Below are 14,228 nucleotides of genomic sequence, written 5' to 3' on the forward strand. Positions count from 1 at the left end.
GCTTTTATGCAGGAACGCTTGGAAACATTGCGTACGGGAATCGATGCTATCCGCAAGAGCGGAAAGCTGCCCCATTGGCGTATGGTCTATGCCGAAAACCTGCTGAATCGTGCCGGAGAATATCTGGCGGTCGATAGGCTTCCTGAAGCGAACATGGTGGCCGATAAATTGGATCGCTGGATCAAGACGCATACTCCGCGAGTCGATTCGTCTGAACGGTTTTCCGAAAATCCCATGGTTTTCTGGAATGCGGAAATGCTTTTGGGCATGTCTGCCAAATTGAAGCAGACGCTGCTTGAAAAACGCCAGCTGGTGCCTTCTACGGAACGTGAATCGACGATCCGCCGCTTGAACCTGGTGGAAGGCTGGATCCGCGAAGGCCAGCTCTTGCAGGCCCACGACGAGCTTCTGGCTCTCCGTACAGCGCTCATTGCCCGCTTAAGGCGTAGTTTTCGTGCCCGCTTGGTGGCAACCGATTTGTACCACGGCTCGGTACAGCCCGCAGGAAGCCTGGTCGGCCCGTACAACGCCTTGCATACGCTCGAAGAGACCTTCCATGTGGTGGGCGAGCGCGACCCGATTTGGATCGAAGACTTCCTCGAAATTTATAACGACTTGTTCCGTGTGGTGGAACGCCTCGTTCCTCAAGACAAAAAATAAGTCACAAAATAAGTTTGACGATAAAAAAGAGCTCCCGGAGGAGCTCTTTTAAATTTTGGGGTGTGAGCGATTAGAAACCGATGCTCAGCTGGCCCATGTAGATTCGTTCTTCGTCCTGGCCGGTGTAGTAGCCGAGTTCTTCTGCCCAGGTAGCGAATTCGACCGTAATGAAGCGCAGGGCTTCGATGGCGAAACCGGCAGAGGGGTAGCCGCCCTTGAAACCGCCCGAAAGGCGCAAGGCGAGGGCGCGGATTTCGTTGTTGTAGCCCGGCCATGCAAGCAAGTTCTGCTCGACTTCAAGACCCATGTTCAGGTGAGAGAATACCTTGTAGTTTTTTTCGTTGCTGAATGCGTCGGCATAGTCGCAAGCGATATTGAACTTACGGGCGTAACCGGTGTTCTTGTTGAAGAATCGGGGGCTGTAGTTGAAACCGGCGGTAAAGTTCGGCGTGATTTTGTCGCCGGCCAGTTCCTTAAAGTAGACATCACGAAGCGATGCGCCGACTCTGAATTCACGGGTGAGCTGGTAGAGCACGCCCAAGTCGATACCGGCAGAAACGGATTTGAAGTCGAAAATGTTGTCGGTGACATCGTGGTAGCGGTCTTCAAGAGTATCTTGCAGGGCGTCGTAGTTCAAGACGTCCACGGTAATCATTTCGACCTTCTGGCGCTTGGCCATCTTGACACCCAAACCGACAGAGAGGTTGTTGGTGAATCCGTACGAGATACCGGCCTGAGCCACACCGTCGACGTAGAAGGTATCGATGGCGAGGAACGGAAGAATAAGGCCTCCGTCCAGGTAAGGGGCGACATTACCGTCAACCCAGATTGCACCGCCGAATCCGTGGAATGCCATTTCGGCATCCATCTTGATTTTCATGGTCAGGTACTTGTGGTCATAATTGTTCAGCTTGTGTACCAGTTCGGGGTGGGCTGCGAGAGTGTCTAGGAGCACGTTTGACTGGCTTAGACCGTTATCATTGGCGTAGTTTCTTGCGTTCTTGTAAATCTTCTGCAAGTCCTTGGCCACGTTGTAGGTCGAAAAATAGGTTTCGAACGGACCTGCGCCGCCCAAGTTCAAGCGCATGTCGCCCAAGAAGTTGCGGGGATAGTAACCTTGTTCCGGGCGCATTTCGTAGTTGCCCAGACGGTTAATCTGGCTTAAGCCTGCGTAGTTGAAGTAGATGGCTTCCTTGTCGTCTACAAGGGCCACATGGGCGTTACCCATGGCTTCGGCACGTAGGGAGTGGTGCGTCGGGGCCTTGGCCGCAAAAGAGGCGACTGCAAGTACAAAAATCAAGAAAAACAGAATCTTTTTCATCGCTTAGTTCCTCCCTTCAAACCACTGCATAAAGCGCTGCTCGTTGTAGTTTACCCAGCATCCGCCGATGTACTTCTTTCGGAAAGCGAGATCGTAGGCAGGGGGATAATGGGTATCCTTGGCAACAGCCCTCTTGTAGGCGTCGTATTCTTCGAAGGGCAGGTTTTCCGGATTGAAAATGATTCCGGCTGCAAAGACGAAGCGGTGGTCGCCAGCGGCTACGCGGTTCTTGTATTCGGGATAGATAAACTTCCATTCGCGATCGAGTTCGCTATTGGTTTCGGAAACCGTCTTGCCGTTCATGTCGATATCAACGGTGGTGTACTTCTCGTTCGGTGCAGCCCTCTTGACCACGCGGAGGTCCTTGATGGCGGTCTTTCCGGCAGCGACATTCTTGAGAATCATGTCGTTGTCGTATTCGATTTCGTTCGTCTTGTCGCTCACGTCTTCGTCGATTTCGCCATCGCCGTCGTTGTCTTCGCCGTCGTAGAGTTCTTCGTCGACGCATCCGTCGCCATCGTCATCGAGAATGTCGCTGTAGCCGAACTGGCCGATGATGATGTTCAAAGTCTTGGTCTGCTGGTCTTCGTTATTCTTGGCTTCTTCGGTTTCTTGGGCCAGAGCGCCACACATGCTGCTCACGGCAGAGCGCTGGGCTTCGTCCTTCAGGTTGTCAAAGCCTTGCAGGTAGCTGTCGAACATCTTGGTCATGCTTTCGGGGCTTTCTTCGCAAGTCTTGAAGACCGCGTTGAACGATTCCACGGTTTCGGCCGGGTCATTCTTGAGGTTGTTCAAAACGGAAGCCATGTCGCAAGAGTTTTCTTCGCCTTTTTTCAGGGAACAGCCATCCATACCCTTGGTCGTCTTTCTTAACACGAGCATGGTCTTCATCATCTGGAGAACCATGTAGCCTTCAGAAATCGTCTTGTAGGTTACGATGCCGTCGGTTTTTCCGCTCTTGTCTCGTTCGATAAAGGCGTCTGCAATGACGTTTACGGAATCGATGGTTGTCTGGAGTTGTCCGGCAACTTCGTCAGACATGCCCGAGAAAGGAACCTTGGAATCGCGGCTTGAATTTACGTAGGCAAGAAGCGAAAATACGTTGGTTTCCTGGGTGCCGTTCAACATGCGGTTCAGAGTCGCCTTCATGAGTCCGAACCAGGCTTGAGAATGGTTAGAGTCGGCGGCAATGGCCTTATTGAAATAATTCTCGGCTTCGGAGTATTCGTTGCTGCGGATTTTCTTGTAGCCTTCGTAGGTGAGGGCATCCGCGTCGCCGTCCTTGATGTTAATGCTTTCAGTCGGGTTAAAGATGTTGCATCCGGCAATCCCCAAAGAAATTATAAATGCCGAAGCCCATAAAAATTTGGATTTACGTACGTTTTTCATGACACTTTTTCCCATTTTCCTAAAAGATAACATTATTCTTACAAAAAGACATCTATAATCTGTTTTTTGTGAGGTTTTTTGAAATTCTTTCGATAATCGCGGGTTTTTAGGGCTGTTTTTTCATAATTTGGTAAAATATCTATCTTTGTAGTATGGAATCTTATCGAGAGTATTTTCCGACAAAGGCGTTTCGTGTAGCGGAAATGCGCCTTGCAACCCTTTTGAGGGCGGAAAGAGATCGCCTAGATGCGATTGCTGCATCTTTGGGGCGAGAATCGGCGATAGGTCCGGACAATCTTCTCGAAGAACTCCCTCGAATCAAGGATTTTACGCGGGAATACCACAGGCTTTTTTCGGAGTATTTGGAAGCGGTTTTGCCGCAGCAACCGCGCCCGATCCAATGCAGGCCCGCTTGCGGAAACTGCTGCCATCATTACCCGATGTCGGTAGAACCTTTTGAGCTGGTGACATTGTATTGCGACCTCCGGGGGCGGAATGACCTCTTGGATATCATGGAAGCTTGCCAGGTAAGGTCGTCGCTTTTCAGTAAATTTTTTGAGACGAGAAGGGCCGAAGGCGGTGTTCCTGATCAGATGGATTTGGACGATTATGCCGAAGACAAGGCCCTGCACGACTATTTTAGCGCCTGGAACCCCTGCCCGTTCTCGGACAAAAAGGGGGATTGCACGGTGTATCCGTTGCGTCCGGTGTCTTGCCGCATGTATTTTAGCGAAACGGACCCGAAGTTTTGCACCCCGGAGCATTTGCAGACGCCCGAGAACGATAGCTATATTGTTTATTTGCCGGACAGCATCGAAGATGCCGTGTACGGAATATCGGAACATTACGCCCTATTGGATTTGCCCGAAAGCTATTTTGGCGGACTTTTGGCGGTAAACCGTTTCGAAGGCCTGATAGGCGAAAATAGAGAATGAATTTGTTTGGAATGCAATTAGACCTGTTCGGGAACAATTCCGATTCTCCCGAGAAACCGGCAAAGCCGAAAGTGCCGGCTTCGGTTTCGCAGAACGGGCTGGTGCATTTCAAGTACAATTCCCAATTGAAGAAGAGTATCCGTTGTAAGGGGGGAGTGCTGTTTGGGCACCCCGAGGTGATTTTGCCTGCCTACATGAAGGATGCGGAATTTGCCCCGGCGCGTGAATTGGCGGCCGAGTGGGCGGAACATGCCATCAAACGCAAGACGGCCAAGAACAAGGCTATTATCAAGGATTTAGTCAGCCGTTTTTGGACGCTGGTGGAACAGATCCTCTCTGATCGAGGCGATGAATCCTTGTCGAGCAAGGGCCGCCTTCCGCCCATTAAGCCGCAGGGGAAGTATCACAACTTGAATGATGTGCTTGCCGCAATCAATAGCACTTATTTTGAAGACAAATTAACTTGCCGCATCACCTGGAGCAATCGCGTGGGCGGACTCAGTTTCCATTCGGTCCGCCAGGATCCCGTAACCGGCGAAGAATTCCATTTGATCAGCATCAGCAAGGGCTACGATGCGGCCAACTGCCCGGAATATGCCGTGGCCGGAGTCGTGTACCATGAATGCCTGCATATCGCGATTCCGGTCGAAATCAAGAATGGCCGTCGCATTGTGCATGGCTGTAACTTTAGGCGCCGCGAACGCCAGTACATCTATTACGACGAGTGGATTAAGTGGCATAATCAAGTTTTACCGCTTAATATCCGTAAAATGCGTCGCCACGGGGAATTGTAGTTTTTCTATCTTTGCATTGTTCAAAATTTCACGTGACTAAGTCACAGGATTAGATCAATATGGCAATGCAAGACATGAATGACCAGGTGCAGGCTCGCCTCGCGAAGCTTGACAAGTTCAAGGAAATGGGTGTGGAGGCTTATCCGCACAAGTTCAACCGTACGCATGATTCCAAGGTTTTGAAAGAAAATAAGGAAGCCCTGATGGCTTCTGGCGAAAGTATTGCTTTCGCTGGCCGTGTGGTTCGCTTCAACCGTAAGGGCAAAATGTGTTTTATGCACCTCAAGGACCGTTATGGCCGCTTGCAGGTGGTGGTCGCCCGTGACGAAGTGGGCGAAGAAAACTATGAAATCGTGAAGATGACCGACCTCGGTGACTTTATTGGCGTGAACGGTACCATGTTCGAAACCCAGACGGGCGAATACTCCGTGCACGTGAAGAAGGTGACCATGCTTTCGAAGGCTGTGCGCCCGCTTCCGGTGGCCAAGGAAAAGGTGGACGAGAACGGCAACAAGGTGGTGTTCAACGAATTTGCCGACGTGGATACCCGTTACCGCCAGCGCTATATCGACATGGCCTTGAACGACGACGTGAAGGACGTGTTCATCAAGCGTTTCAAGATTCTGCAGGCTATCCGCGAATACCTCATCGAAAAGGGATTCATCGAAGTCGAAACTCCGACGCTCCAGCCGATTTACGGCGGCGCGAACGCCCGTCCGTTCACCACGCACCACAACGCCTGCGACATGACGCTCTACCTGCGCGTGGCTCCGGAACTTTACCTGAAGCGCTGCATCGTGGGCGGCATGGAAAAGGTGTTCGAGTTCAGCAAGAACTTCCGCAACGAAGGTATGGACCGCACCCATAGCCCGGAATTCACCGGCCTCGAATTCTACGAAGCCTACGCTGACTACAACGACATGATGGTGCACTTCGAAAATATCTACGAACGCGCCTGCATTGCCGCCAACGGCACCACCAAGATTGAATACCAGGGGAAGGAAATCGACTTCAAGGCCCCGTGGCCCCGCTACAGCATGATTGAAGCCATCGAAAAGTTCGGCGGCCTGAAGGTCAACGAAATGAGCGACGACGAAATCAAGGCCAAGATGGAAGAACTCGGCGGACACCTGGATGGCGAATTCAGCCGCGGCCGCGGTATCCTCGAACTGTTCGAGCTCACCGTGGAAGACAAGCTCATCCAGCCGACCTTCATCAAGGATATGCCGACCGAAAGTACTCCGCTCTGCAAGAAGCACCGTACCATCGAAGGCCTTATCGAACAGTTCGAGCCCTACGCTAATGGCTGGGAACTGGGCAACGCCTATACCGAACTTAATGACCCCATCCGTCAGCGTGAGCTCCTGGAAGACCAGGTGCGCCGCGGCCGCGGTGGCGAAGGCGAAACCCACCCGATGGACGAAAACTTCATGCACGCCATTGAATCTGGCCTGCCGCCTACCGGTGGCGTGGGCTTCGGTATCGACCGCATGGTCATGCTCCTCACGAACCAGCAGACCATCCGCGACGTGCAGCTCTTCCCGCTCATGAAGCCGGAGACCTAATTATCGATGAATAAATTGGAATGGCTCATTGCCTGGCGTTACCTGGGGGCTCAACGTAAGAGTCTCTTCGTTTCGCTTATCGGCATCTTCAGTATGCTTGGTGTCTCCATCGGCGTTTTTGCGCTTGTGGTGGCCCTTGCCGCAGTAAATGGTTTCGAAGAAGAAGTCACTGCGCAGATGATTGGTAAAGACGCTCACTTCGAAGTGATGGCTTACAATGGCGATTTCATTGCGCCTTACGACAGCCTCATTAAAGAAGTGCGCGCCCGTGATTCGCGCGTGGTCGCCTCGTCTCCGTTTATTATTTACAAGGTGGGAGTCAGTTCCAAAAAGGTAAATGACGGCATTGTCATTTACGGTATTGACACCGAAACCGCGAAGGGCGTGACCGATATCCACAAATACATCAAGTGGGGAAACTATTCGGTCGACAGTCTCGAAGACTTGAGCGGGACCTTGCGCCCGGGCATCATTCTCGGTTCGGGCCTTGCCAATAGGCTTCGTGTGGTGGTCGGCGATAAGCTGGTGCTGCAGACTTTCCAGAGCCCCGATGCCATGGTTACAAGCGGTGGCCCGAAGATGATGATGTGCGTGGTGAGCGGCATCTTCGAAACGGGTACCTACGAATACGATGGCAACCTCGCTTACGTGGGCATTCCGGAACTCCAGAAATTGCTTGGTCTCGACGACGTGGTTACAGGCATTCAGTTCCGCCTGAATAACCATTGGCTTGCGGGCGAAGCGGTAGATAGCCTGGCCTCTTGGCTCGGTTATCCGTACTATGCCATGGACTGGAAGACGAAAAACATCACGCTGCTCAAGTGGATGAACTACGAAAAGTTCATTGTGGCGGCGGTGATTTGCTTGATTATTCTGGTGGCTGCATTCAATATCATCAGCTCCCTGATCATGGTGGTAATCGACAAGACCAAGGAAATCGGAATCCTCCGCAGCATGGGCTTTAGCAAGGCGGGCATTATGCGCGTCTTTATGCTCATGGGCAGCTTTATTGGCGTGGGCGGTACGATTGTCGGCGGTACGATCGGCCTTGTACTTTGCAAGTTGCAAGAGGCCTACCACTTCATCAAGCTCCCGGGCGATGTCTACGTGATTCCGTACTTCCCGATTTCGGTGCATGTTGTTGATGTGATTTTGATTTTTGTAATTGGCATTGCGCTTTGCGTTCTGGCGACTTTGTTGCCGGCATGGAAGGCTAGCCGCTTGGATCCGGTGGGGGCCATTAGACATGAATAGTTTGTTGCAGACTGTAGACCTCCGTCGTGAATTCTCCGAGACGGGTGAAAAGCTCGAAATCTTGAAGGGCGTGAATTTCTCCATGGAAGAAGGCGAACTCGTGGCCCTCACGGGTTCTTCGGGTTCGGGTAAGTCAACGTTCCTGAATTTGGTGGGTATGCTCGATACGCCGACGTCTGGCGAAATCCTTTTTAAGGGGAAGGCCCTTTCCAAGTTCAACGATGCAGAACGTGACCGTTACCACCGCGTGCAGGTGGGATTCGTGTTTCAGTTCCATCACCTGTTGAGCGAATTTACGGCGATTGAAAACGTTTGCGTGCCGGGCCGCATTCTCGGAACGTCTGAAAAGGAATGCAAGGAACGTGCCGCCATGCTTTTGGAAACGGTGGGCCTGAAGGACCGCCTCAAGCATTTGCCGCGTGAACTTTCCGGTGGTGAACGCCAGCGTGTGGCCATTGCCCGCGCGCTCATGAACCATCCGGACCTGGTGTTGGCCGATGAACCGAGCGGTAACTTGGACGAAGCCAATTCCGCAATGCTGAATGAATTGATTGGTGAACTCAACGAAAAGTTTAATCAGGCTTTCCTGATTGTGACGCACGACGAAAAATTGGCTAGCTTTGCCAAAAGGCGTGTCGTGATGCACGGCGGCGTCATTCAGTAGCTTAAGGAGAAATATGTCAGATATCAACGGTATTTTTTCGAAGAAAGCAAAGGCCGTATTGCAGGCGGCAAGAATTGCGGCCCGTAACTTGGGCAGCGACAGCGTTACGACCGAGCATTTGCTGCTCGGCCTTGTCCGCGAAGATTCCGGCTTTGCAGCCGAAACCTTGCGCGCTCTCAAAATCAATTTGAATGAACTTGGTGAAAATGTACAGCGCTCGTTGACAACGAACGGTGGCATTATGACTGTGGGCGATGCTCACGGTGCGTTGCTTTCTTTTACGACTCGCTGTAAGGCGGCCCTTTTTAATGCCGCTAAAATTGCAAAAGAAGAAGGCGACCAGTATATTGGCCCGGAACACTTGATGCTTGCCATTTTGCAGCAGGCCGAATCTCCGGCGGCAGGCACGCTTTCAACCTTCGGCGTGACTTACGAAAATTTTGAAAGTACTCTGCAGCAAATCAAGCGCGAAGCCATGAATGGCCAGCCTTCTGGCGAAGACGGTGAATATGCCGAAGACGATGACCGCTTTATGGGACAGGGCCGCGGTGGCGACACGCGCCAGCAGGTGCGTAGCCAGAGCCGTTCCAAGACTCCGATTCTCGATCACTTCGGTCGCGACTTGACGGCGCTTGCCAAGCAGGGCAAACTCGACCCGATTATCGGTCGCGGTCGCGAAATTGAACGCTTGATCCAGATTCTTTGCCGCCGCAAAAAGAATAACCCGGCGCTTATCGGTGAACCGGGCGTGGGCAAGACGGCGATTATTGAAGGTCTAGCCCAGAAGATTGTCCAGAAGAAGATTCCGGAACTCTTGATGAACAAGCGCGTGGTGACGCTTGACGTGGCCGCCATGGTGGCAGGCACCAAGTATCGCGGCCAGTTCGAAGAACGCGTGAAGGGCCTGATTATGGAACTCCAGCGCGTGGACAACTCGGTGATTCTCTTTATCGACGAATTGCATACGATTGTGGGCGCGGGCGGTTCCGAAGGTAGCCTTGATGCCAGCAATATCTTTAAGCCGGCGCTCGCCCGAGGCGAGCTCCAGTGCATCGGAGCCACGACGATCGATGAATACCGCAAGTACATTGAAAAAGATGCTGCGCTTGAACGCCGCTTCCAGACGATTGTCGTGAATCCGCCTAATTCCGAAGATTCTATCCAGATTCTGGAAGGACTTCGCCCGAAGTACGAGCAGCACCACAAGGTGCATTACACGCCCGAAGCCATTCGTGCGGCGGTGACGCTTGCCGAACGCTACATTACCGACCGTTTCCTGCCGGACAAGGCCATTGACGTGCTCGATGAAGCCGGTGCCCGCGTGCGCTTGAATTCAATCCGTACGCCGCAAGACCTCAAGGAAATGGAAGACGAACTTGCCGTGACCATGCAAAAGAAGGAAGAGGCCATCGCCGATCAGCAGTACGAAACGGCTGCCACCCTCCGCGACAAGATTGAAGAATTGACAAACCGCATCGCCGAACGCCGCGAAGCCTTGAACAAGGAAGATTCGGCGGATTTCCCGATTGTCGACGAAAACGAAATTCGCGATTGCATCAGCAAGATGACGGGTATTCCGGTGAGCCGCCTCGCTGGTGAAGAAACGCAGAAGCTCCTGAAGCTCGGCGACGAAATCAAGGAACGCGTGATTGGCCAGGACCAGGCTGTAGATGCTGTAGTGAAGGCCATTCGCCGTACCCGCGCAGGCATTCGCGACACCAAGCGCCCCATGGGCAGTTTCTTGTTCCTCGGCCCCACAGGTGTGGGTAAGACGGAACTTGCAAAGGTTCTTAGTCAGAGCCTGTTCGGCAGCGAAGATTCCATGATCCGTATCGACATGAGCGAATACATGGAAAAGCATAGCGTGAGCCGCTTGATCGGTGCGCCTCCGGGATACGTAGGCTTCGAAGATAACGGGGGCCAGCTCAGCGAAAAAGTGCGCAAGCGCCCCTATTGCGTGGTTCTCCTGGATGAAATCGAAAAGGCCCATCCAGATATCTATAATTTGCTTTTGCAGATTCTGGACGACGGTATCCTTACGGATAGCTATGGCCGTAAAATCAATTTCAAGAACACCATCATTATCATGACGAGTAATGCGGGTGCCCGCGAAGTGCGCCACAGTTCGGGCATGGGATTCACCAAGATGGGCGAGACCGACGACTACGAACGTATGGAAACTGCCATCCGTGAAGAAGTCAAGCGCGTGTTCTCTCCGGAATTCTTGAACCGAGTCGACGAACAGATCGTGTTCCGTCCGCTGACCAAGAAGGACCTTTCCTCTGTCGTAGACATCCAGCTGACCTTCTTGCAGAAGAACTTGTCCGAACGCGGAATCCTTTTGGAAGTTTCCGAAGCCGCCAAGGAATTCATCGTTTCGCACAACTACGATTCTGCGCTGGGCGCTCGTCCGATTCGCCGTTCCATCCAGAACCTAGTCGAAGACGAAATTGCCGAAGGCTTGCTGCTTGGAATCTACAAGGACTTTACGACAATTTCGATCGATGTCGAAAACAACAAGCTCAAGTTCACGTCAGAGGCTCTTCCAAGTTAAATTGATTTTAACTATATTTGACCCCGAATTTCAACACTAAACCCAAGAGGTTATACAATGGCTAAAATTCCTGCAGTTCTTATCTTTGGCGCACCGGGTTCCGGCAAGGGTACCGTCGGCGCAAAGCTCGCTGCTACCACGTCCCTCAAGCACATTTCCACGGGTGACATCTTCCGTGGCATTGCTCCTTCCAGTGAATCCGGCAAGCTTCTCGCTTCTTATTCCAGCAAGGGCCTCCTGGTTCCGGACGAAGCCACTGTCGAAATTTTCGGCCGCTTCATCGAAGGCCTCATCAATACGAACAAGGTAAATCCGGATAAGGATACCCTCCTCCTCGACGGTATTCCTCGCACGGTTGCCCAGGTCAAGCTCATCGAATCCGTGGTCGACGTGAAGCACATCTTCGTGCTCGACATCAAGGACGAAAAGACCATCGTGGCACGCCTCCTGAACCGCGCCAAGATCGAAGGCCGTAAGGATGACGCCGACGAAGCCGTGATCAAGAACCGCCTCAAGGTGTACAAGGAATCCACCGCCAAGGTGCTTGGCAAGTACAGCAAGTCCATCATCAGCCGCATCAACGGCGACAACACTCCGGACGAAGTGTTCTGCGACACTCTCGCTGCCTACGTGAAGTTCTGCAAGGCCTCCGCAAAGAAGCCCGCAGCCAAGAAGAAGGCTCCGGCTAAGAAAGCCAAGTAAGGCGAGCGTCGCGACGGCAAGCTTGCTTGCCGGCATGACCGAGCCGATTGGCTTGCGCTACGAAGTAGCGCAACGCTTCCAAAAAGAAGTAATTGGACTCAAGCCCCAAAGCTTAAAGAGACCGTGGAAAATCCGCGGTCTTTTTTTGTTCTAAATCGGTAAACGCTTTTTCTTGCTCATTGACGATTTTCTATTTTTGTAATTGAAGAACAAGAAAGGATGAAAATGGAACCGAATAATCAGTATAATTCTACAGGCTCTACTTCTTCTGCAAAGCACAAGGACGAAGACGAAATCGATATCCTCGAAGTCTTGAGCTTGCTCTTGAAGCATAAGCTGTTTTTGGCTTGTTGTATCGTTCTCGGCTGTGTGGCAGGTTTCCTGGCTTCGAACTGGATGCGCCCGCAGTATACGAGCGATGCCCTTTTGCAGATTGATGTGAAGGGTAACAAGGCGGGTAAGGCCATGGGCGAAATGGGTGCCCTTTTGGATGTCGCTTCTCCTGCCGAAGCCGAAATCGAGCTTTTGAAGAGCCGTATGGTTCTGACCTATGTTGTTGAACAGGAACGTCTTTGCTTTAATGCCTACCCGAAGGGCGCCATCGACCGCTTGCTCCATCAGGAAGGCCGCATGGACCTTGAAGACCTTTATATTCCTGAAATTGCCCGTATCGAAAAGTGGACTGCCGAAGTGGTTGGCGAAAACGAATTTGCCGTTTATACCCCCGAAGGCGTAAAGCTTTTGCAGGGCAAGGTGGGCGAGGCTCTTGCCGCTCCCTATGGTGGCGATACTCTTAGAATCAATGTCAAGCACCTGCTTGCAAGGCCCGGTCAGCTCTTTGTGCTTGCCCAGTCCGAACCGCTGGATGCAGTCCGAGGCCTGGTCAAAAAGCTCGATGTTGGCGAAAAGGGTAAGCAGACGGGTATCATCGGTGTGTCTTACACGGACCGCTATGCAGACAAGGCTGCTTCTGTCTTGAATACGATTGCAAATATCTACCTGCGCCAGAATGTGGAAATGCGTAGTGCCGAAGCTGAAAAGACTTTGGAATTCCTAGAAGAACAGCTTCCGGGCGTGAAGGCCAAGCTTGATACGGCCGAAAAGAAATTGGCGGATTACCGTTTGAAGATCGGCTCCGTGGATATGACGGGTGAAACCAGGGTCCACTTGGAAAAGGTTTCCGAACTGGAAAAGCAGGTTCTGGAATTGGAACAGCAGCGCCAGGAAGCGACTCGTTTGTTCAAGGAAGAACACCCGGCTGTCCAGACGATTATGCAACAGCAAAGCCGTTTGCGTTCGGAACTTTCCCGTTTGAAGAAGTCTGCCGAAAACATGCCGCGTACCCAGCAGGACGTGATGAGCTTGCAGGAAGAAGTGGCTGTGAACAACGCCCAGTATACGGCTATGCTTAACAATATCCAGCAGCTTCGCGTGGTGCGTGCCGGTGAAGTCGGTAACGTCCGTATTGTGGACTACGCCCAGATTGAACGCAGACCCTCTAAGCCGAACAAGAAGATGATCTTCCTCGCTTGCGTGGGTGGTGCATTCTTGCTGGGTGCCTTGCTGATTTACCTGTTGCAGATGACCAAGCGCGGAGTCCGCAGTTCTCTTGAAATCGAACGCGAAACGGGCATTAGCGTTTACGCCAAAATTCCGAAGGCTGAAAATGCAATTCTTTCGAAGCGTAACAAGGGTAAGAATACCAAGCCCCTTGTGGAAGACGATCCTGATTCGCCCTCCAGCGAAGCGCTCCGTTCCCTGTATACGGCTATTGAATTTGCAACGTCTGACATGCGCGTGATGATGGTGACCGGTATGGTGCCTGGCGTGGGTAAGTCCTTTGTTTCCAAGAACGTTTCTGCACTCTTTGCGGGTTCTGGCAAAAAGACCTTGCTCATCGATGCCGACATGCGCCGCGGTGTGGTGTATAGTCATCACAAGCAGGGCCTTGGCGATGTGCTTTCGGGCCATTGCTCCTTGGATAGCGCGGTTGCCGATTCCATTACCAAGAACCTTTATGTGCTTGGTGCCGGCAAGACCGATGTGTCGCCGAGCGAACTCTTGCGCGGTGATAATTTCAAGAATCTTTTGGATGAAGCAAAGGCCAAGTTTGACATTGTGATTGTGGATACGCCGCCTCTGGAACTGGTGACGGATTCCGAACTGATTTACCCGATTGTTGATTTCGCCCTGTTCGTGCTCCACTACGGCAAGCATACGATGGACCAGATCAAGGAATCCATGATGAAGCTTGACCGCTGCTGCGAAGGCAAGCCGCGCGCATTTGTAATGAACCATTGCGAATCCGACGGCCATGGCTACGGCTACGGTGGATACGGCTATTACGGCAAGTACAGCTATTACGGCAAAGACAAAAAGAAAAAGTAATT

At 52.1% G+C, this 14,228-nt stretch carries 11 protein-coding genes; 9 read left to right on the forward strand and 2 right to left on the reverse strand.

Features of this window, described 5'->3' with window-relative positions:
• Positions 1-6 precede the first annotated feature (6 nt).
• Positions 7-660: a hypothetical protein gene (locus tag B7989_RS12510; protein WP_088628808.1), complete on the forward strand. Its 654-nt coding sequence runs from the start codon at positions 7-9 to the stop codon at positions 658-660.
• 70 nt (positions 661-730) lie between these two features.
• Here the strand turns inward: B7989_RS12510 and B7989_RS12515 are convergent, their stop codons facing one another.
• Entirely contained in the window at positions 731-1,981 is a 1,251-nt protein-coding gene (locus B7989_RS12515) for a hypothetical protein (protein ID WP_088628809.1), read from the reverse strand.
• A 3-nt stretch (positions 1,982-1,984) separates the two neighbouring features.
• The gene (locus B7989_RS12520) at positions 1,985-3,370 is read right to left on the reverse strand and encodes a hypothetical protein (protein ID WP_144265062.1); all 1,386 of its coding nucleotides are present in this window, start codon (positions 3,368-3,370) and stop codon (positions 1,985-1,987) included.
• Positions 3,371-3,522: 152 nt separating this feature from the next.
• Here B7989_RS12520 and B7989_RS12525 point away from each other — a divergent pair, with 152 nt between their 5' ends.
• From B7989_RS12525 to B7989_RS12560, 8 genes are all read left to right on the forward strand, one after another.
• A complete protein-coding gene (locus tag B7989_RS12525) occupies positions 3,523-4,305 on the forward strand; it encodes a YkgJ family cysteine cluster protein (RefSeq protein ID WP_088628811.1) in 783 nt (260 codons plus the stop codon).
• The gene (locus B7989_RS12530; RefSeq protein ID WP_233144423.1) at positions 4,302-5,099 is read left to right on the forward strand and encodes a hypothetical protein; all 798 of its coding nucleotides are present in this window, start codon (positions 4,302-4,304) and stop codon (positions 5,097-5,099) included. Before B7989_RS12525 ends, B7989_RS12530 begins: the two co-directional genes overlap by 4 nt.
• A gap of 59 nt (positions 5,100-5,158) precedes the next feature.
• Entirely contained in the window at positions 5,159-6,664 is a 1,506-nt protein-coding gene (gene lysS / locus B7989_RS12535) for a lysine--tRNA ligase (RefSeq protein ID WP_088628812.1), read from the forward strand.
• A gap of 6 nt (positions 6,665-6,670) precedes the next feature.
• Positions 6,671-7,918, forward strand: a complete 1,248-nt coding sequence (locus B7989_RS12540; protein WP_088628813.1) for an FtsX-like permease family protein — start codon at positions 6,671-6,673, stop codon at positions 7,916-7,918.
• Positions 7,911-8,582 carry an ABC transporter ATP-binding protein gene (locus tag B7989_RS12545; protein WP_088628814.1) on the forward strand — a complete coding sequence of 224 codons (672 nt, stop codon included), beginning with the start codon at positions 7,911-7,913 and terminating at the stop codon, positions 8,580-8,582. The genes B7989_RS12540 and B7989_RS12545 overlap by 8 nt, the downstream gene beginning before the upstream one ends.
• Positions 8,583-8,595: 13 nt before the next feature.
• Positions 8,596-11,136 carry an ATP-dependent Clp protease ATP-binding subunit gene (locus B7989_RS12550; protein WP_088628815.1) on the forward strand — a complete coding sequence of 847 codons (2,541 nt, stop codon included), beginning with the start codon at positions 8,596-8,598 and terminating at the stop codon, positions 11,134-11,136.
• 57 nt (positions 11,137-11,193) lie between these two features.
• Positions 11,194-11,838 (forward strand): nucleoside monophosphate kinase, encoded by a 645-nt coding sequence (locus B7989_RS12555; RefSeq protein WP_088628816.1) that lies wholly within the window; start codon positions 11,194-11,196, stop codon positions 11,836-11,838.
• A gap of 225 nt (positions 11,839-12,063) precedes the next feature.
• Positions 12,064-14,226: a polysaccharide biosynthesis tyrosine autokinase gene (locus B7989_RS12560; RefSeq protein WP_088628817.1), complete on the forward strand. Its 2,163-nt coding sequence runs from the start codon at positions 12,064-12,066 to the stop codon at positions 14,224-14,226.
• The last annotated feature ends 2 nt before the right edge of the window (positions 14,227-14,228 follow it).

The sequence above is a fragment of the Fibrobacter sp. UWB5 genome (assembly GCF_002210295.1).
Taxonomy (GTDB): Bacteria; Fibrobacterota; Fibrobacteria; order Fibrobacterales; family Fibrobacteraceae; genus Fibrobacter.